15 protein-coding genes and 1 pseudogene are annotated in these 18,971 nt (G+C 56.6%); 9 read left to right on the top strand and 7 right to left on the bottom strand.

Annotated elements, in window-relative coordinates; genetic code table 11:
* The first annotated feature begins 153 nt into the window (after window positions 1–153).
* From ACPFMA_RS21945 to ACPFMA_RS21935, 3 genes are all read left to right on the top strand, one after another.
* Window positions 154–669, top strand: a complete 516-nt coding sequence (locus tag ACPFMA_RS21945) for a sigma-70 family RNA polymerase sigma factor (RefSeq protein ID WP_064302260.1) — start codon at window positions 154–156, stop codon at window positions 667–669.
* Window positions 666–1,589: a FecR domain-containing protein gene (locus ACPFMA_RS21940; protein WP_425928733.1), complete on the top strand. Its 924-nt coding sequence runs from the start codon at window positions 666–668 to the stop codon at window positions 1,587–1,589. Before ACPFMA_RS21945 ends, ACPFMA_RS21940 begins: the two co-directional genes overlap by 4 nt.
* 106 nt (window positions 1,590–1,695) lie before the next feature.
* Window positions 1,696–4,119, top strand: coding sequence for a TonB-dependent siderophore receptor (locus ACPFMA_RS21935; protein ID WP_064302262.1), 2,424 nt, complete (start codon window positions 1,696–1,698; stop codon window positions 4,117–4,119).
* Window positions 4,120–4,936: 817 nt separating this feature from the next.
* Here the strand turns inward: ACPFMA_RS21935 and ACPFMA_RS21930 are convergent.
* A complete protein-coding gene (locus tag ACPFMA_RS21930) occupies window positions 4,937–6,211 on the bottom strand; it encodes a Vps62-related protein (protein WP_276204504.1) in 1,275 nt (424 codons plus the stop codon).
* Between the two features lie 703 nt (window positions 6,212–6,914).
* On the opposite strand from ACPFMA_RS21930, the gene ACPFMA_RS21925 reads away from it, so the two are divergent.
* Entirely contained in the window at window positions 6,915–7,286 is a 372-nt protein-coding gene (locus tag ACPFMA_RS21925) for a histone-like nucleoid-structuring protein, MvaT/MvaU family (protein ID WP_064302252.1), read from the top strand.
* Between the two features lie 199 nt (window positions 7,287–7,485).
* On the opposite strand, the gene ACPFMA_RS21920 is transcribed toward ACPFMA_RS21925, so the two are convergent.
* Entirely contained in the window at window positions 7,486–8,280 is a 795-nt protein-coding gene (locus ACPFMA_RS21920) for an AraC family transcriptional regulator (RefSeq protein ID WP_425928732.1), read from the bottom strand.
* An 88-nt stretch (window positions 8,281–8,368) separates the two neighbouring features.
* Between ACPFMA_RS21920 and ACPFMA_RS21915 the strand changes: the two genes are divergently transcribed.
* Window positions 8,369–9,577 (top strand): MFS transporter, encoded by a 1,209-nt coding sequence (locus ACPFMA_RS21915; RefSeq protein ID WP_064302250.1) that lies wholly within the window; start codon window positions 8,369–8,371, stop codon window positions 9,575–9,577.
* Between the two features lie 178 nt (window positions 9,578–9,755).
* Window positions 9,756–9,889, top strand: a pseudogene (locus ACPFMA_RS21910) (hypothetical protein); the annotation flags it as partial.
* A gap of 6 nt (window positions 9,890–9,895) precedes the next feature.
* Here the strand turns inward: ACPFMA_RS21910 and ACPFMA_RS21905 are convergent.
* Window positions 9,896–10,819, bottom strand: a complete 924-nt coding sequence (locus ACPFMA_RS21905) for a LysR substrate-binding domain-containing protein (protein ID WP_425928731.1) — start codon at window positions 10,817–10,819, stop codon at window positions 9,896–9,898.
* 143 nt (window positions 10,820–10,962) lie between these two features.
* Here ACPFMA_RS21905 and ACPFMA_RS21900 point away from each other — a divergent pair, with 143 nt between their 5' ends.
* From ACPFMA_RS21900 to ACPFMA_RS21890, 3 genes are read left to right on the top strand one after another with little or no spacing between them, the layout of a single operon-like run.
* Window positions 10,963–12,363, top strand: coding sequence for an amidohydrolase family protein (locus ACPFMA_RS21900; RefSeq protein ID WP_425928730.1), 1,401 nt, complete (start codon window positions 10,963–10,965; stop codon window positions 12,361–12,363).
* An 11-nt stretch (window positions 12,364–12,374) separates the two neighbouring features.
* Window positions 12,375–12,848, top strand: a complete 474-nt coding sequence (locus ACPFMA_RS21895; RefSeq protein WP_425928729.1) for a DMT family transporter — start codon at window positions 12,375–12,377, stop codon at window positions 12,846–12,848.
* A gap of 39 nt (window positions 12,849–12,887) precedes the next feature.
* Window positions 12,888–13,748 carry an SMP-30/gluconolactonase/LRE family protein gene (locus ACPFMA_RS21890; protein ID WP_425928728.1) on the top strand — a complete coding sequence of 287 codons (861 nt, stop codon included), beginning with the start codon at window positions 12,888–12,890 and terminating at the stop codon, window positions 13,746–13,748.
* A 782-nt stretch (window positions 13,749–14,530) separates the two neighbouring features.
* Here the strand turns inward: ACPFMA_RS21890 and ACPFMA_RS21885 are convergent.
* From ACPFMA_RS21885 to ACPFMA_RS21870, 4 genes are all read right to left on the bottom strand, one after another.
* Window positions 14,531–15,553, bottom strand: a complete 1,023-nt coding sequence (locus tag ACPFMA_RS21885; RefSeq protein ID WP_425928727.1) for an alpha/beta hydrolase fold domain-containing protein — start codon at window positions 15,551–15,553, stop codon at window positions 14,531–14,533.
* Window positions 15,554–15,641: 88 nt separating this feature from the next.
* Complete coding sequence (locus tag ACPFMA_RS21880; protein WP_425928726.1) at window positions 15,642–16,367, bottom strand: ABC transporter substrate-binding protein; 726 nt, start codon at window positions 16,365–16,367, stop codon at window positions 15,642–15,644.
* Window positions 16,368–16,380: 13 nt separating this feature from the next.
* Complete coding sequence (locus ACPFMA_RS21875) at window positions 16,381–17,634, bottom strand: OprD family porin (RefSeq protein ID WP_425928725.1); 1,254 nt, start codon at window positions 17,632–17,634, stop codon at window positions 16,381–16,383.
* A 68-nt stretch (window positions 17,635–17,702) separates the two neighbouring features.
* Window positions 17,703–18,923, bottom strand: coding sequence for a lactonase family protein (locus ACPFMA_RS21870; RefSeq protein WP_425928724.1), 1,221 nt, complete (start codon window positions 18,921–18,923; stop codon window positions 17,703–17,705).
* Window positions 18,924–18,971 lie beyond the last annotated feature (48 nt).

The raw sequence follows: 18,971 nt of genomic DNA, 5'->3' as shown, positions 1-18,971 counted from the left end.
GCGCTCTCAAAGTAGATAGCGGACGCCGCCACTCGCCGAAAATCTTTAGTCAGGAGGATTGCTTCAGTACTCCCGCACTCACTTCCCAATGAGGCCCAACACCCTTACAATCGAGATGAATTCCTATTCGCGTTTTCAGGTTGGGTATAGAAGATGTCCACATCGGACACGCAAACCGCTGCCAACGAACACCTCCACATCCTATATCGCGAGCACAATGGTTGGCTGCGCGGCTGGTTGCGCGCGCGCTTGAACAACTCAGCCGATGCGGCTGACCTTGCTCAGGATACGTTTATTCGGGTCATGGTTGCCCGCACGGCTGATTCCCTGCAACAGCCGCGTCACTACCTGGCAACCATTGCGCGTGGTCTGGTCATCGATCTCCATCGCCGGCGTAGCCTGGAACAGGCCTACCTCGATGTACTGGCTTCCAGGCCAGAAGTTCATGCGCCGTCTGCAGAAACCCGCGCGATCATTCTGGACAGCCTTCTGGCCATTGATCGCATGCTCGATGGGCTCGGTCAGCGCACCCGGCAAATTTTCCTTGCCGTGCAACTGGATGGGCTGACTTACGAAAAAACCGCGCAGCGTTTTGACGTGTCGGTCAGCACGGTGCGCAAGCACCTGGCGAAAGGCTTGATGCATTGCCTGTTGATGGATGAAGAATGAAACAGGTCCTTGCCCAGGCGGTTGAATGGTATGTACGCCTGCATGATAGCGCCGCCTCGGAGGCCACACGGACCGAGTGGCGGGTGTGGCTTGTGGCCGACCCTTCGCACGCAAAGGCATGGGCACGCATTGAAAAGTTGCATCAACGCTTCAGCCTGGCACCCTCTGATTTTGCCGCTACCACGATTGAGCAAGCTCGGCAGCAGAGGCGCGCGGCCGTAAAAACGCTTGCGCTGTTACTTGGCGTCGGTGTTGTGGGGTGGGCCAGCTATGGGTTATCCGCTTTGGGCAACGACTACAGCACGAGCGTAGGCCAACGCAAGAAGATTACCCTGTCCGATGGCAGCCTTTTGGTGCTGGATACCGACACGCGGGTCGATGTGCAATTCGACTCGCAGAAGCGGCTGATCGTCTTGCGCCAAGGCGCCCTACTGGTCGAGACCGCAAAAGACGCCCGCGCATTGAGCGTGCAGACTGCCGAGGGGCGCATCCAGGCACTGGGTACCCGTTTCACCGTGCGTCAGGACGATGGCATCACTCGGGTTGCCGTTGAAGCGCACGCTGTGGAAGTTCGGCCACTATCGGCCATTGGCCAGGCGCTGCGCGTCGAAGCGGGGCAGGCCGTGAGCTTTACCGCAACCGGTATCGGGCCATTGAGAATGGCCGCAGAACAAGCTTCAGCCTGGACGCGCGGCATGCTTGTCGCGCTGGACTGGCGACTGGACGAGCTACTGGCCGAGCTATCCCGATATCGCCCAGGTTTGCTCAGCTGTTCACCAGAAATTGCCGGGCTGCGGCTCACTGGAACATTTCTGCTCGATGACAGTGAGGGGGTTCTCGCTAATCTGGAGGACTCGCTACCCGTTCAGGTGCGCCGCCTGACCCGTTACTGGGTGAGAGTGGAAAGCAGGGCGGTATGACCCGAGTTTTTTTAATGAAGGGGTAACAGATTTTCATTCCTGCTTCGGCTCTACCTGCATGTGCGCATCAGACGCACACATTGCCAACGCTGACAGGAAATCTTTCATGCAAGTCCGCACCACCTTTCTCCCTCCCAGTGCCCAGAAAACTGCACTTGCGCTGTGTTTTGCCGGCTCGATACTTGCGGTGACACCTGCCTGGGCAAAGCCTCTCGACTACGACATTCCCGCGGGTACCCTGGCGGCAACGCTCAGCGAATTTGCTGCTGCGAGCGGGGTGATGATCACGTTCAGTTCGCAAGATACCGCAGGGTTGGAGTCGCCAGGGCTGCAAGGCAGCTACGAACTGGAACAGGGCTTCGCTCGGGTGCTTCAAGGGAGTGGCTTGCGTGTAGTGCAGGCGGGCGAGAAAAGGTTCGTGCTGACCAAAACAGAAACTGGCGGGGCCATGGAGCTTGGCGCTACCAATATCAATGCAGCAGGCCTTGGTGCGACCACAGAAGGTACCGGCTCCTATACGACGGGGTCCAGCAACAGTGCGACCAAACTCACCTTATCGCTGCGCGAAACGCCACAAACGGTCAGTGTGATGACTCGCCAGCGAATCGAGGACCAGCAGTTGAATACATTGAGCGATGTACTCAAGCAGACGCCTGGCCTTTCAGTGCAGAACATCGACAGTGAGCGGGTCAATATTTATTCGCGTGGCTACTCAATTGATAGTTACCAGTTTGATGGCATTCCTACCACGTTGATCGTGCAGACCAGCGCGAGTCCGCAGAGCATGATCGATACCTCGATCTATGACCGGGTGGAAATCGTCAGGGGGGCCACCGGACTGATGACGGGTGCTGGCGACCCCTCCGGCAGCGTCAACCTGATCCGTAAGCGGCCTACAGCGGCGTTCCAGGGTTCAGTAAGTGCCGGAGCCGGCTCATGGGAAACATACCGTACTGAAGTGGATGTGTCCGGCCCCCTGACTGAAGACGCACGCTTGCGCGGGCGGGCAGTCATGGCTTATCAGCAGGGCAACAGTTACATCGATCATTACCAACAGGAAAAGCAGACCTATTACGGGATTGTTGAGGCGGACCTCACCGACAGCACCCTGTTGACCGTAGGGTTCGACTATCAGAAAAACGACCCGCGCGGCGTATCATTCGCCAGCTTCCCACTGTTCTACAGCAACGGTGAACAAACCGATTTCTCACGCTCTACAAACGCCGGTTCACGCTGGAGCTATCGCCAACAGAACACGCTCAATACCTTCGCGACGCTTGAGCAAGGCCTGGTCAACGACTGGAAATTGAAGGTGGCCGTGAACAACATGTACAGTACCCGGGATTACTCGCTGGCCTCGTTAAGCGGTGGCACACCGGATCGTGAAACGGGAGAGGGCGCCTACTTATATGGTGGGGATGGCTATGGCTCCCAGCGTCAGCTGGGTATTGACGCAATGGCCCAGGGGCCGTTCCAGCTTTTTGGCCGCGAGCATGAGCTGGTGTTCGGCTTGAGTGCTTCGGAGTTCCATGACTACAGCGACCCGGACGATGATGATCTGGAAATGCGCCCCGACAATATCTACGACTGGGACAACTACACCGATCGCCCGACCTCGGTAGGCAAGTTGATGAACGACGACACCACTATCCGCCAGGATGCGGCGTACATGGTGGCCCGTTTCAAACCAACCGACGACCTTTCGATCATCTTCGGTGCTCGCGTTGGCGACTATAGCTACAAGAAAAAGGCCATTTACAACCCGCCTTACACTCGTTCGTCCAACTCGGCCGAGACCCGCGAAAGCGGCTTCGTCACGCCCTATGCCGGTGTGGTCTACGACCTCAACGATATTCATTCGGTCTATGCCGGCTATACCAAGATTTACAAGCCACAGTCCATTCGCGACAAGGGCGGCAAAAACCTTGAGCCTCGCGAAGGTGACAACTATGAAATTGGCCTGAAAAGCGAGTTCCTCAATGGCCGGGTCAATACAGCTGTGGCCCTTTATGAAATAAAACAGGACAACCTCGGTGTGGCCACTGGCGAGACCGTCGAAGGCACTGTCCGCGAGTCAGCCTATCGGGCCGTCGCCGGCGCGAAGACACGCGGTATCGACATGGAGGTGTATGGCGAGGTGCTGACCGACTGGAATGTCAGCGCAAGCTACAGCCACAGCATTACCAAAGATGCCGAGCACGAGCGGATCAGAACAGAAGTGCCGGCTAACCTGGTCAAACTTTGGACTACCTATCGCCTGCCCGGGGAGCTGAACCGCATGACCGTTGGCGGTGGCGTGAACTGGCAGAGTGGCCAGAGCCTGACCACCCGCCAGGGCAAGGCAACTCAGGAACAGTATGCTGTGTTCAATTTGATGGCCCGTTACGACATCACCAAGGCCCTGAGCGCTACCGTCAATGTCAACAACGTGTTCGACAAAAAATACTTCAGCTCGCTGGATCCTACCTTCTTCACCGGCTACTACGGTGAGCCGCGTAACGTAATGTTCAGTACGCGATACGCGTTCTAAAACGCACAGACGCCTGCCGCCACCAGCACTGCATTAGACCGGCACGTGCCTTGGCATGGGGCAGCATCGCACGCGGTGCTGACGGTGTTCGCCAAGAGCAAGATGGAACCGTTCAATCCGCTTAGGGCCAACACCTGTCAGCCTTGATGCGATCCCTGTGGGAGCAGGCTTGCCGGCGATGGGCCGCAACGCGGCCCCAAATTGCTTAACTGACTGGCATTAGGGCGTGACCGCGAACACCAGCGTAGCCGGTGCCAAGCTCCGCGTTGGATTTTCGCGGGCGCGCCCGCTCCCACAAAGATTGCTGTTCGGCTCACCGGCAGCAATGGGTCGTTTGCGGACGTTCGCCTGAGACCGTTTCAAATCAGAAGGTGAGGGAGGACTGGCCTGAACACCTTAGCTCCTGACGGCAACCGTCGAAGCATTCAGGCAAGCGACTCTCAGTCATTCCAGCAGCGCTGATTGCAGCCCTGCTTGTCTATCCATAGCCAGAGCAGCGGTCGCTAATGACCCGAAGCTGTCAGTGTGGCCCGCAGTACACTGTATGTGAGCGGGTTTACCCGCGTGGAGATGACGGGATTGAGAGCGGGGCAAAGAGGTATCTCAATTCAAGATGCAGGACTCACCACAAGCGCATGGAAGCCGTGCCGCGTTTTCCCACAGTTTCTAGAAAAGCGTGGATGCCTACGGATTGGCGGGACGAGAAGTTGCATGACTGTCTGCAATCGGAAAGTTGGAAAATGCTCTCCCGATTCGCATTGAACGGACCGGGAGACTACTTCGGGTATTTATCTCGCGTTGCAAATGAAGATCAAATTCATCCGGTCTTTTGGGCAGGGTAGGGGGTAATTGCAATTTCGTAACTGCTTGTGCCGATGTTTAGGCCATAACCGTCCAGTAGTGAAGTGCTGTTCACCTCGCCAACATAGGTATTGTCCTGACGACGTAGATAGGTCCTGTAGTTCAATTGCCAGAGAACGCCAAATGAACGTGGGGGAATATTGACTTCAATACTGAGACTCGTGGACTGGGACGAAATGGTGCCTTCAGAACCGCTCCAGGTGTGCGAGAACGATGCGCCAATCTTGACGCCCAGTTTCACCTTTACAACGCCCGTAAGGCCGATATCGCTTGAGGCCGACACCTCAAGGTTTGCCCCGACTTCATTACTCCAGTCGTTGCTCGAACTTTGCTCGACACCAGAAGTAATGGTTTGCGTGACCGAGCCGCTGTCGGTGCTCGTGGTAAGCGAGGTGATAGCCGTCCACTGCCCCCATATTTCAAGGGAATAAAGCGGGTTGTCAATCTGCCAGTCCAGGTTCTTGGCGGGGTCGTTGACCATGGGAAAGAGGACCGGAAGGCTGGCCGTCAATTGCCACGCCGAAGCGGGTGCAACGTTCACCCCTGTCCCCAGCGAGGGCGGATTTTCGCCCGGTCCCGGGCTCGCCGTTCCTGCGTTTGGCAGCACCAGCACATTGGTAAGGGTCGTGGGAACGCCATATTGGCTGCTGGACAGGAAACTGCCGGAACCAAGCGCCCACGAGCCCTGCGTGACCTGGGTGCCGGGTGAGGCCGCACTGGGAGGAGAGAAGCTGGGGAACACGTCATAGCACTGCAAGTTGCCGCACGTCGCTCCCGAATTCTGATCGTTCCACACGCCTTCACCTGTGCCCAACTGTGCAACGAGGTCATTTCGGACACACACATACTCACTTGGATCGGGCGTGCTGTAGTTGGCATTGTTGAAAACGCTGCCGAGCGCGGTGTAGCCATCGGGGGCGATGATCTGCCAGCAGGCACCATTACCGCCGGTATTGCCAGTGCCGCGATCGGTCCAAAGCTGCGTGAAGCTAGAGGGTGGGGCCAGCGGCGGCGGCGACTGGTCGTCCGATGCGAGGTTGCGCGCCAGCAACATGACACTGGTACCTGAAGGGTTATCGGTTTGCGGCACGCACAAGGATCCGAAAGCCTTCCAGGACGAGTCGGGGCGCACTGGCTCCCAGAACGAACCTGGATTCCCGGTGTAATAGTCGTTGGCCGTCGTCCAGACTGGGTTGAAGCTGCTAACGAACTGGAACTCCATGCCCGCCACCTGAAAAATTGAATTACTCAACTGTCAAACCTCCATGGTGATGAAACTTTGCCTGCAAACTTTAAAATTAATGATACGGTACAGTTAGTTGCGCTTGATGGCTTTTGGCTTCCATTGGGAAAGCTACGAATTCTTATATCACGGCCTTCTGCGCTAGTAAGGGGTTTGTCAAAGAATTATTGTTGGCGGTCAAGTTTTATTCTTGATGGCCGATATATTGGCCCCGGCTTGATCGTTCGGCATGTTCATAACGGTAAGCTACCAGCTTTTACAAAACCTTATCCAATTGCCGAAAGGCTCGTAAACTGCCGAAACCCCACACTCATGTGAGACAACATCCGAACGCCCGAAGCCATAGCGCTTAGCGGCAGGTTTCCGCAGTGCCGAGTGGCAGCTACCGGAAGTAACTCTGAGGACTTTAGGGACTGCAATATACCCGTTAGCTGCGTGCCGCAACGGAGAGCTAATGGCCGATTGGGGTCTTCCCCGAACGGTGGCTTTGGGTCGATAGCAGTCATTAGCGACTAACCGCTTTCGACCCTTTGTAGCCGTTCAAGTTGTCTACGAAACTAGGGGCGATTCAAATCGTGGAAAAAGCGCAGCCCGAGAGGGTCCGATCAGATAGCAATAATTTCTCTTTTTTTCGTGAATCATTTATGATCCTGCATCCCTCCAAATAGTCCTCACAATAAGGAAACGAGCGATGTCACGCTTGGCTGAGTTTCGGAAACTTGAACAGCAACTGGCAGAACAACTGGCAGAGCTGGAGGCCTTGAAAGGCAGCTCAGCGCTGCAGAAAGAAATTGAGTTCGAAGAGAAACTGCGTGCCTTACTCGCGGATTACGGCTTCAGCCTCCGCGATGTAATCAACCTGATTGATCCTGCTGCGGCTGGTCGCAAAGCGCCACCGGCAGTCACGTCTTCAAGCATCGTTCGCAAACCCCGCGTCGTCAAGGTTTATAAGAACCCCTATAACGGTGAAATCATCGAGACCAAGGGCGGTAACCATAGCCGCTTGAAGGCCTGGAAATCCGAGTATGGGGCAGAGACAGTCGAGTCATGGCTGTCCAACTAACTGGCGACACTGAATCTCCCATCATTTCGTAGATTCTTGATAGCAGCTCCTGGCCGGTCGCGGTCAGGGTGAACGGCAGATTCAGGCCAGTCGTTTTAATTGAAGATAGCAGGTACAGGGAGGCCTCAGGCTTTGCTGCTCGCATCCTGTCATGAGTACAATGAGATCGGGTGCGTACGGCATTTCGGTAAGCCGCATACTAGCGCAGAGAGGAAAAATACTGCGTAGGCGGTTTTCCCAAGGCTTTCTTGAACATTGTGATGAAGGCATTGACAGAGTCATAGCCCAGGATACCTGCCACACGCTGCACGGTTACCCCTTCCGCCAAATGGCTCAGTGCGATCATCAAATGCAACTGTTGGCGCCAGCGTCCGAAGCTCAGCCCGGTCGTGCTCTGTACCAGTCTTGCAAGAGTTCGCTCGCTGGTTGAAAGCCGAGTGGCCCACTCGCGCAATGTGGTTCGGTCGCCGGGGTCTGCGAACAGCGTATCGGCGATTCGTTTGATCTTGGGGTGGTCTGATATCGGCAAGTGCAGCTCTTTCAGCGGGGCATCGGAAAGCTGCTCAAGCAGCACGGCAACCAGCCGCGCGGTCTTGCCCTCGGAATGGTAAGCAGGTTCCTGTTCAGCGAGATGCAGGATCATTTCGCGCACAAGGGGTGTGATGGCAACCGTGCGACATTCTTCAGGCATGGCAGCTGCACCGGGCTCGACGAACAGAAAGCAGGTACGAGCATTTTCAGTCACGCGGCAACTGTGCGGTGTACCGCCGGGGATCCATACCGCGTGCTGGGGAGGCACAAGCCAGAGTGCATGTTGCACCTCACAGCTCACCGCACCGTGCAAAGACAGGATCAGCTGGCCTTTACGGTGGTCATGTGAGCGGGTTCCGGAATCATTGAGGTCAGGCGCAACCTTGAGGGCAATCGCCGCCTGAGCGAAGAGATCTGAATCGAAATCTTCCGGCGAGGAAACGACTTTTTTTGAGCTTGGCATAATTTAGGTATCAAGTGTCTTGATATCTATATTAGATAATTCTGAAGCGTTCTACAGTTGTCTTCTTTTCAGAGGACAGCTACAGAATATGTCAGACACGAAAAACAAGTGGCATGCCATCGCGCTCGTCGCAGGCATTCTGCTTATTGCCGTAAACCTTCGCGTTCCCTTTACCAGTATCGCGCCCGTTTTGCCGCTCATCCAGAATGATTTTGGCTTGAGCGCCTCAGCGCTGGGCCTGCTGACTTCCCTGCCGCTCCTGGCTTTTGCCGCTTTCTCCCCACTCAGCGCGTCGGTCGCCCGCAGGTTCGGCATCGAGCGCACGCTGTTCGGTGCACTGCTGGTCATTTCATCGGGCATCTTGCTGCGCTCCGCAGGCAGCGCATGGGCGTTGTACGCCGGTACAGTACTCATAGGCACCGGGATCGCCCTGGGCAACGTGCTGTTGCCCGGCCTGATCAAACGCGACTTCTCAACGAAAATGGCGTCCATGACCGGCGCATACTCCATCACGATGGGCGCAGCGGGAGCTGTTGGCTCAGCCGTGATCATTCCGCTGACCCAATCATGGGGATGGCCGATTGCCCTGAGCTTGTTGGTCGCCGCCCCGCTGTTGGCGCTGGTTGTGTGGCTGCCGCAGTTGAAAAAACACAAGCACGTGAATCTGTCCGGCCCGAAACAAGCGCCAACCTTGGCCGTCTGGCGTTCGCCGCTGGCATGGCAGGTCACCCTGTTCATGGGGCTGAACGCGATGCCTTTCTATGTCGCCGTCGGTTGGCTGCCGACCATTCTGATGGACCATGGAATATCCGCCGAGCAAGCAGGAGCAGTACATGGCACGCTGCAACTGACCACGGCCATTCCCGGCTTGATTCTGGCGGCCACGCTTCGCCGTCTCAAAGACCAGCGGCTGGCAGCCGCAACCGTCAGCTTGGTGACCGCCATCTCTTTGATCGGACTTATCTACGCATCGGGCTACGCCATACTGTGGGCCGCGTTCCTGGGCTTCGGCTCTGGCGCCAGCATGATGCTCGGTCTGACCTTCATCGGTTTGCGTACCAGAAACTCCGGCGACACCGCGGCACTGTCAGGAATGGCGCAGTGCGTCGGCTATCTGATGGCAGCCGCAGGCCCCTTGCTGCTGGGCCAGCTGCACGACTGGAGCGGTGGCTGGACAGCACCGCTGTTGATCACAGCCGCAATCTCTATTGCAGGCGCATTTACCGGCATGCTGGCCGGGCGCAACGTTCAACTCGAGCCCGCTCATTGCAAAAGCACCATCGTGCAAGCCGGCTAGCTTGCTTGCAAACATGGCAGGTAGGTGCGGATCACCACCGAGCTGCCCTACTACGAACTCCGCTGTGACCACAAAGTAAACCCATGAGCAACGTACTGATCATCAACGGCGCCAAGCCATTTGTCATCTCCAAAACCGAACTCAACAACATGTTCGCCACCCTGGCTGCCGAGCACCTGGCGTCCTGTATGCCAACGATGGCCGCTCACGTACCGACGCCTCTAGGAAGTACGGCAGTGGCGCTTGTTGCAGGGCAAGAAATACATGCTATCGCTGGCCTGGAACGTGCCCGAGGAAGCCTTCGACGACCCCGATCGCTCAGCCCGGCAGGCACTGCCCTCTGGCTGGACCGCGGTCGCGAACCAGCCCGGCGATCCAGTCAGCAAATGCGCTCACGGCTGGTGAAAGAAAGCGCTGATGCGGGTATAGCAAGTGCACAGGAACCGAGGCGGGCTGCCAGTCAGCAAGCACTTCGACCAACCGCCCTTCTCGCAGATGTTCGCAAACCACGTTCTCGGCGAGTTGCACCAACCCGAAGCCTTCAAGGCACAACTTGATGTAGAGCCCCGTCTCGTTGACTGCCGCTGTACCGTTCACTGCAACCGAAATCTTTTCGCTACCCCGGGCAAAGTGCAGTTCGCCCACTCGCCTTGCGCGGCTCGAGAAGTAGTGGATAGACCGGTGGTGAGACAGATCCTGCGGTGTCTGCGGAATACCGTTTTCCTCGAGGTAAGCGGCAGACGCACAGGTCACCCAGCGAAACCGGCCGAGTGGGCGCGCAACCAGCGTTGAGTCATCGAGTTCGCCAGTGCGAATGACGCAATCGACCCCCTCTTGAACCAGATCAACCTGCCGATCGTTGACGCCGATCATCAGGTAGATATCCGGGTAGCGCCGGTAAAAATCCTGCAGATTGGGCATGACGATGAAGTGTGCAATGCCACCCGGCATATCCACCCGCAAACGCCCCTGCGGCCGTTTGACGGAATCCGTCAGGCTGGTCTCCGTGTGTTCGATCAGCTCAAGTATTTCTCGACACTGCGCCAGGTATTGAGCGCCCTCAGGTGTCAGGCTGACTCGCCGGGTTGTCCTGTTCAGCAGCCGCACCTGCAGGTACTTCTCAAGATTCTTGACGCTGCTGGTCACTGTCGAGGCTGGCAAAGAGAGGGTCTGCGCCGCCTGGATGAAGCTGCCTGCCTCAGCCACACGCACGAAAACCTGCATCGCTTGAATACGATCCATGATTGTTAGCAGCCTCAAAGCCGTGATCGGGAAAGGCTTTATTATTCGTAGAAATTGAATAATAAAAACAGCTTTATCATCTTTTTCCCACAGTATCGCCTTGCGTACATTGCTTCCAACGCAATTTGAAGAGGTGTACTGAAATGGCTGAATACAACCGCAGCATCGTGCAGGCCCCGGCCGCTCCGGCCGCCCGCACGCTTATCCGCGGCGCCACTGTGCTGAGCATGGACGGCGACATCGGCAATCTGGCGCGCGGCGATATCCTTATCGAAGGCAGCACCATCACGGCCATTGGTGAAAATCTCGAAGCCGGCGACGCTGTTGTGATCGAGGCATCCGGCATGATCGCCATGCCGGGCATGGTCGATACCCACCGTCACTCTTGGGAGGGGCAGCTACGGCGAATCAATCCGAATGCCGCCACACTGGAGGACTACTGCAACGCCACGCACTTCTCGTTCGCCAAATACTATCGCCCGGCTGACATGTATATCGGCAATCTGCTGAGTGCATTGGGCTGCATCGATGCTGGTATTACGACCCTGGTCGACAACTCGCACAACAGCCGCACCGGTGCGCACTCTGATGCCGCGGTCGAGGCGCTGCTCGATGCAGGCATACGCGCTGTACACGCCTCGGGGGCGCCGGTTGCGGGCGAGTGGGACAAAGCACACTGGCCCGGCAACCTGGAGCGTCTCCAGGAAAAATACGTCAAGAACGGTGACAACCCGTTGCTCTCGCTGGCTGTGATGGCGCAGCTGGAGCCTGAGCTGTGGGCTGAAGCTCGGCGCCTGGGGCTGCCGATCATCACTGAGTTCTTTGGGGAAACCATGGCGACTGAACTCGAGGCGCTGCATCGGCAAGGCCTGCTGGGGCCGGACAACATCTTCAACCACTGCACCGCGCTGCCGGACTCCGGGTGGAAGATCCTTCGCGAGGCCGGCGTGCGGGTCAACGTATGCCCGCGTTCGGATGCCCACTATGGCATTGAAGATGGAATGTTCGCCATGCAGGCGGCTCAGCGTCATGGCATCAGCCCGGGGCTGAGCGTCGATAACGAAACGTCCTACAGCGGCGACATGTTCATGGAAATGCGGATTGCGTTTTATCTGCAACGCGTCATGGGCATGCATCAGCAGCGCTGCTGCGACGTAGACCATCATCCGGTGGTGACCCTGCCCGCCCATGACCTGCTAAAAGCCGCGACTGTCGACGGCGCCACCTGTGCTGGCTTGCAGGACAAAGTCGGCAGCCTGGTTCCAGGCAAACAGGCGGACCTGATCCTTATCAACACGCAGGACATCAACCTTTATCCCTCAGGCAATGCCTTTGGCACCGTGGTACATGCGGCAGAACGCAGCAATGTCGACACCGTCATGATTGGTGGGCGCATCGTCAAGCAAGGCGGCAAGGTTAAGGGGGTTGATAGCGAAAGGCTGCGTGCGGCGATCGATGAATCCCGTGAGCATCTGTTTGCTGCTGCAGGCTATCAGCCGGACATGTTTGCCGAGGCATTCTTGCCGCTTGAGTCAGCCAAGTAAGGAGGTGCGAAATGAATGCAGCTTACTACCTGCTGGCTATCTGCGCTGGGCTTGGCATCACCCTGCAGACCACGCTGAATGGCCAACTCGCTAAAGGTGTGGGTGGAGATTCCGTAGCGGCGGCATTGTTCTCTTTTACTGCCGGCGCGCTATGCCTGGGCATCTTTTCGTTGATGCGTGGCGGAATAGTGGCGTCAATGACGGCTATCCCTGCCCAGCCACTGTGGAGCCTTCTGGGTGGTCTGCTAGGTGCCGGCGCGTTGCTTAGCTACGTTGTACTCGCGCCAAAAATTGGCCTTTCAGCGCTGCTTGGCCTCGCCATCGCCGGGCAGATCATGTCGTCCCTAGTTATCGATCACTTCGGACTGCTCGGGGCAATCGAGAGGCCCGTGTCTGTTTTCAAACTGGCCGGGGTGATGGTAATGCTCTCAGGCTTGGTCATCGCCCTGTTCGGTGACCGGTGGTCAGCGCTTTTCTCCAACTGATTGTCTTGTTTACCCCATCCTGTTTCGTGGGACGCCGCCATGTTTAAAACCCTAACCGACACCGCCAGCCTGCTTGGCGAGTGCCCTGTCTGGTGCGAAAGAATCGAACGTCTGTTCTGGACCGACATTCTCGGCTGCGAGTTGCGTGCTCTGGACCCCACAAGCGGTAAAGTGCAGCGCTGGTCACTGCCCGAGTCGCTAGGCTCATTTGCCCTCACGGCAGACGAAGATGTATTGCTAATGGGGTTTGCATCCTGCGTGGGCTACTACCAACTGAGCACTGGTCGTTTCAGCAGAATTGCAGCCACGCCGGGTGTACCCGGAACCCGTATCAACGATGGCCGCTGCGACCGCATGGGCAACTTTGTCTTCAGCACTATGGACGCAACTGAGCACGTGCAAACGATTGGCAGATTTCACCGACTCAATGCGGCGACGCTCGAAACAGAAACGCTCGACCTTCCCGCAGTAGCGATTCCGAACAGCATCTGTTTCAGTTTGGACGGTTCTACCCTGTACTACGCCGATTCCCTACAGGGGTGCATTTCCTGCTGCGATTACCCATCGCTGGAAAACCAGCGCATGTTCACGACAGTCGACAGTCAGGGCGCTCCAGACGGTTCGTGCATTGATGCGCAAGACTTTCTCTGGAATGCCGAATGGGGCGGCAGCAGAGTGGTGCGTTATGCGCCCGATGGAAAAGTCGATCGCGTGATTGACTCCCCGTGTATTCAAACCACTTGCCCGGTATTCGCAGGCCCCGGTTATGCAACGCTGTACAGCACCAGCGCCTCGATAGGGCTGGATAAGCCGAAAAATTCAGATGGGGCGCTGATAAAAGCCGAAGCTATTGTCGCCGAGGGGCTGCCTGAAGAGCGATTTTCAGGGCGCTTGAACTGAATGGCGACTCCCAGCCTGCGCGGTGTTCTAAATGCCAACTTTGTAAAAGTACCGGAATGACTGCTTCTGACCGGTAGTCGCCTTTTGGGCTGGCCGTTATGAGTCGTGAATAGCTGCCCTGGATCGAACGGCACTAGGCATCTGAAATTTTAGTAAAGAGATTTTAATTGGTCCACCAAGCGATTGAATTTGATTATCCGAGACAGCCGGGAACAACGACTGTGCCAGTCTTCTCGGCTCCCGATCTCATCGGGTAGACGCTCGAGAGCTACGCCATGTTGATACCGCTGTAATGCCTGAATAATCTGCTGTATCAATGGCCCACCAGCCTTTACTCTTTCCCCTTAATTCGCCATGCGGCCCTCCCGGTTAGTTACGGGAGTATAGAAATCCTAGTGCGCTAGGCCCTGAGTTAAGCGTCTTACTGAATAGCTAGCGACCTAGAGCGGTCGGTCATGGATATGCGCATCTCGCCTCCGTGAGAGTAGAGACGGTGAGTCATTGCCAGAGTAAAGCCTATTGGGCCGCTTAGCCTTGGGTTAACCAGTAGCTTGGTTCATTATGGATTTTCCTCTATTACTTTCGACCCGAGTGTTTGCCAGATAGCAGAAGTCATCAATCGCTGAGCGCTGGAAAAGTTGGCTCAATGCCAGTTATGCGGCGATCGGACGTGGGCAGGTCAGAAGTGTTTCGCAGGCGGCGGAAGCCCCGATGTATTCTAGTGTATCTGATGGTAATCATCGGTGCCTGATCTGCGAATCAAGATGCAAGCTAATTGTTTATTACGTGAAGGCTCGAGCGTCGAAGAATTGAATCGTAGTGTTAAGGGCTTTCAGGTTTGTTTCATGCGTAATCGCGCTGTGATGATTACAGATGAAACTATGGCCCACGTCGGGATAAACAATAAGGTGGTGTGAAACGTTAGCGGTTTCCAGTGCTTCCTTCAGTTGAATACTCTGTAGATAAGGGACTTTTTCATCCTTGTCCCCTACCAAAATTAAGGTGGGTGCTGTTTCCTCGGAAACTTCCAACGCTGGACTGGCCCCTTTAGGAACATCTGATGACCCGGTTGGATAACCCAGCAATTGCACCTCTGGGGCGAGCTGCTGGGGGGGCAGAGACAATCCGAGGCTTTCAGCTTGGTATTGAAGGGTTTGAAAGCAGAACACGCCGTACCAGACCGCTACGGCTTGGACCTTCAGGACACCGGGCCCAGGCCTGGCTGCTCGGGAGTCACGATCTGTCCATGGATTGCCCAAGCTTGCAGCGATGTGCGCGCCAGCGGACACTCCCCAGACGTAGGTATTGCTAGTGTCAATTTGAAGGTCTTCAGCCATTCCCGCCAGATAATGCAGGGCGGCTTTGGCATCGTCGAGCTGTGCAGGCCACCTCGCTTCCGCGCTCAGTCGGTAGTTGATCGACGCCACGGCATATCCGCGGGCGGCTATCTCTGCCAGCAGCTGCGGGAAATCGCTGAACACTCCTGACCGATGACTGTCGCCTCGTCGCCATCCGCCGCCATGTATATAAATCAACAACGGGGAAGGAGAGGACCGACGCGGGCTGGGCGGTAGGTAAAGGTCCAGTGTCAGAGGACGATATCCCTCGATCCGTGCGTAGGGCATTGCTCCATTAAGGGTTACGCCATTGTCAAACTCAACAATCCAGGGCGGCATTGCGTCTTTGTACACCATCGAAGCGCTGGTCTTTGCGTCAATCCAACTGTCCATTCTATTGGGATGCTCTTTTGCTGATTCGCGAACGATCTGGAAAACCGAACTTGCCAAAAAATTGATTGATGGCACTAACGATTACCCTGTAACTGTCAGTTTTACAGATTGGGACCAGTGAAAGCCCATCAGATTATATGAGGCCTCGTCTCCAGTATCGACCTCAACGGGGTGCGCTGACGTCGGTTTGGCCGCTGGCAAGTAATGCACCCCGGATGAAGCCCTCGGCCAATCGTCGTTCGACGAAGTCTCTAACATAGGCTGCTCCAGCATCACGGCCGTGAGGAACTGCGACTGCTTGACGGATAGCAGTGAAGGCTCCCTGCATTACCCGGTAATTCGGATTCTTGGCTGCGACTTGTTCCAGCGGTTGTCTGACCCCGGCGGCAGCATCCAGGCCTTGGTCAATGAAGAGGTCAACAGCACCTGCAGACGTGTCAGAGCGGTGCAACTCTGCATGCTGCAACGTGCGTGACAGGTACAGGTCGTAAGCAGCGCCGTTGCCTACCGCAATCCGAAGTCCAGGTTGATCCAGGTCCTCGGTTTTGGAATAGGGCGACTCGGCCTTTACCAGATAGGTCCCTTCGATAAGTACGTAGGGTTCACTGAAGCTGATCTGGGCGGCGCGGACAGGCTCGATGGCCAGGAAGGCCAGCGTCCACGCGTTTTCTTCAAGTGCAGCGAACACTTTCCCCGCCGCGTCGTATGTGCGCAGCTTGAGCCCTACACCCAGCTCTTCGGCCAGCGATTTGGCCAAGGCAACAGAAACACCATGCGGTTCTCCGTCAGCGCCTGGCTGAGCCAGCACTGGGTTACCGAAGTTGATCGCCGCACGCAGAATGCCGTTGGGCGCCAGGTCCTTGAGAACCTGCTGGGCAATAGGGCTCATACCTTCTCCAGGGTTAGAAAATTGGGAATGTGTAGGACACGATCAGGCGGTTTTCATCCGCGCCACGTGCAAAGCTCGATCGATAGCTCGCGTTACGCCACCGGACCGATACGTTCTTCAGGGCACCGGATTGCACCACATACTGCAGTTCGGTGTTGCGCTCCCATTCATTGCCCTCACCGGTGATGGTCGCTGCGTCGGCCTGGTCGCCTCGCAGGTAGCGGGTCATGAAGGTCAAGCCAGGAATGCCGAGCGCCGCGAAGTTGTAGTCGTAGCGCAGCTGCCAAGAACGTTCACCGGGCTCGGCGAAATCGTTGAGCTGGACGAAGTTGACCAGGTAAGGATCGGTTCCATCGAGATAGGGCATGGAAGTGGAACCGTTCATCTTTTGCAGTCCCAGACCAAGCGCATGTCCGCCCAAGCTATAGGTGAACATGCCAGAAATTGCTCTGCTATCAATACGTCCGCCCAAAGCTCGACCGTCATCGTCGCTATCCATGTAGCGAAGATCAGCTTTGATCTTCCCGGGGCCCACTGGAATCGAATAGTTCGCCCCCACGAAGTGCTGGTGGTAGACCTGTTCCAGCTCTGCATACTGATAGGTCAGCAGCAGGTCTTTTGTGAACTGGTAATCCAAACCGCCCAGCCAGAAGGCGTCACCTTCGGCATTGCCTGTGAAGCGACGGTTTTTGTTGTTTAGCGTGATCGGTACGCGGTCTGTCGAGTCGCGATCGGTCTGGCGCTCGAAGCGGGCACCGATGAAGGACAGCGAATCGAATTCTTTGCTGGTGAGCAGGCCGCCCTCAAAGGTCTGGGGGAGGAGGCGGCCAGTGTTGGCCTGAACCGTGGGCAGCTTGGGGATCAGAGTGCCGTATTTAAGCTCTGTCTCGGATAGGCGCATCTTGCCAGTCAGGCCCAGGCGGCTGAACTCGTCGGCTGCGCGACCATCATCATGGGTCGGCAGCAGGCCGGTACCGGTTCGATCGGGACTTGAGTCCAGCTTCAGACCGAGCATGCCCAGAGCATCTACCCCAAAACCGACTGGCCCTGGTGTGTATCCGGACTTCGCATCGAGAATGAAACCATGGGCCCATTCTTCGCGCTTTGACTGGCCAGCACCGTCACGGAAATCGCGGTTGATGTAGAAGTTCGTCGTTTGCAAGGTGACCTTGCTGTCGTCGATAAAGCCATCCCCATAGGCCGTAGCTGCGGCCAGGCAAGGCGTTACGGCCAGAAGCTTGCAAGCCATTTTGTTTTTGTTATGCATTTGCTGCTCCATCAATTGGCGTGGGGTGTAGACGTGCCTCCCGGCGCGCCAGGGTCAGAAAAAGAGGTTCAGGCGGTGCGGAAAATCATGCAGACCGGGCTGCCGGTCTCGATCTGATGCTCCAGCAAAGCCAGTTCGCCTTTCGGGCTAATAGAGAAGGTCTTGATGTTGTCGCTGTCTTCGTTAGCGACGAACAGGAACCGACCGTTAGGAGATGTCGTCATGAAGCGTGGCTTCTTGCCTTGGCTAGGGACGTTGCCGATCGGGTTGATCTTGCCGGTAGGCTGATCCACCGAATAAATGGTCACGCTGTCATGCCCGCGATTGGAAGAGAACAAATGTACTCCATCCGGTGCCATGACCAGCGCTGCTGCACGGCTGTCCCCTACAAAGTCCTGAGGGAGGGCTGGAACCATCTGGAATGGAACCAGGGAGCCGTCATTCTGGTTGTAGCGGTAGCTGGTGATCGTGCTGTCCAGTTCGTTCACAACGTAAGCAAATGACCCGGTCGGAGAGAACACCACATGTCGAGGTCCGGCCCCCTCGCGTGTCTTGATTTCATGCGCCAGTTCAGGCTTCAGTGCGGTCCCGTTCTGCTTCAAATCGAACACAAAGACTTTATCCAGTCCTTTGTCCGGGACCACCAGGAAGCGGCCCGATGGATCGCGTGGGATCATGTGCGGGTGGGAGCTCGCCTGCTCGATCTTGTGCGGGCCAGGGTTGCCCGGAAGGTCGTATTTGCTGATGACGGGTTGCAGGTGGCCGGTCTTATCGAACGGCAGAATGACAATGCTGCCGGTGGCATAGTTGGCCACAGCGAGGAAATTATTGCTCTTGTCCACGGTAAGGTGGACAGGGTTGTTCCCTTCGCAACTAACCGAGCTCACCTTGGCGAGCGTTCCGCTGGCTGGCTCAATTTGGAATGAGCTGACAGTGGACTGGTCGCCATGCACGCAGAACAGCAGGCTCTGGGTTTGGTCGAGGCACAGGAAGGATGGATTGGTCAGATCGCCGACGGTTTGAATCCATTCGGAGCGACCTGTCTGTGGGTCATGTCGATAAACCGTGATGCCTGCACCGCGGGCGTTTCGCTCGCGAGTGGTTCTGGAGCCCACATAGACAATTTGGGTTTTGTTCGCGTTGGCAGGCTGCATAGCGTTCTTCTCAAGTTCTGATTTGGCATCTGCCGCCTCCGCGCCGAGGCCCAGAATGGTTGCCGCAGCGACGATGGAAGTAGAAGAGAGCAGCGTGCGTCGTGTAATGGCGGGTGAGAGCGGTGATGGGCACATAGCAAAATCTCATCGTTGTTTTTGTTGTGATGAGTACCGCTGACCTTT

Source organism: Pseudomonas sp. NyZ201, from assembly GCF_049860765.1.
GTDB classification, from domain to species: Bacteria; Pseudomonadota; Gammaproteobacteria; order Pseudomonadales; family Pseudomonadaceae; genus Aquipseudomonas; species Aquipseudomonas bharatica.
The sequence above is the reverse complement of the archived record's forward strand: the minus strand, read 5'-3'. Positions and strand labels throughout refer to the sequence as shown.

Coding starts and splice junctions, on each gene's coding strand:
- ACPFMA_RS21870 (WP_425928724.1), bottom strand. CDS start 18,923: ATGTGCCCATCACCGCTCTCACCCGCCATTACACGACGCACGCTGCTC.
- ACPFMA_RS21915 (WP_064302250.1), top strand. CDS start 8,369: ATGTCAGACACGAAAAACAAGTGGCATGCCATCGCGCTCGTCGCAGGC.
- ACPFMA_RS21900 (WP_425928730.1), top strand. CDS start 10,963: ATGGCTGAATACAACCGCAGCATCGTGCAGGCCCCGGCCGCTCCGGCC.
- ACPFMA_RS21925 (WP_064302252.1), top strand. CDS start 6,915: ATGTCACGCTTGGCTGAGTTTCGGAAACTTGAACAGCAACTGGCAGAA.
- ACPFMA_RS21905 (WP_425928731.1), bottom strand. CDS start 10,819: ATGGATCGTATTCAAGCGATGCAGGTTTTCGTGCGTGTGGCTGAGGCA.
- ACPFMA_RS21895 (WP_425928729.1), top strand. CDS start 12,375: ATGAATGCAGCTTACTACCTGCTGGCTATCTGCGCTGGGCTTGGCATC.
- ACPFMA_RS21880 (WP_425928726.1), bottom strand. CDS start 16,367: ATGAGCCCTATTGCCCAGCAGGTTCTCAAGGACCTGGCGCCCAACGGC.
- ACPFMA_RS21875 (WP_425928725.1), bottom strand. CDS start 17,634: ATGCATAACAAAAACAAAATGGCTTGCAAGCTTCTGGCCGTAACGCCT.
- ACPFMA_RS21940 (WP_425928733.1), top strand. CDS start 666: ATGAAACAGGTCCTTGCCCAGGCGGTTGAATGGTATGTACGCCTGCAT.
- ACPFMA_RS21890 (WP_425928728.1), top strand. CDS start 12,888: ATGTTTAAAACCCTAACCGACACCGCCAGCCTGCTTGGCGAGTGCCCT.
- ACPFMA_RS21920 (WP_425928732.1), bottom strand. CDS start 8,280: ATGCCAAGCTCAAAAAAAGTCGTTTCCTCGCCGGAAGATTTCGATTCA.
- ACPFMA_RS21935 (WP_064302262.1), top strand. CDS start 1,696: ATGCAAGTCCGCACCACCTTTCTCCCTCCCAGTGCCCAGAAAACTGCA.
- ACPFMA_RS21945 (WP_064302260.1), top strand. CDS start 154: ATGTCCACATCGGACACGCAAACCGCTGCCAACGAACACCTCCACATC.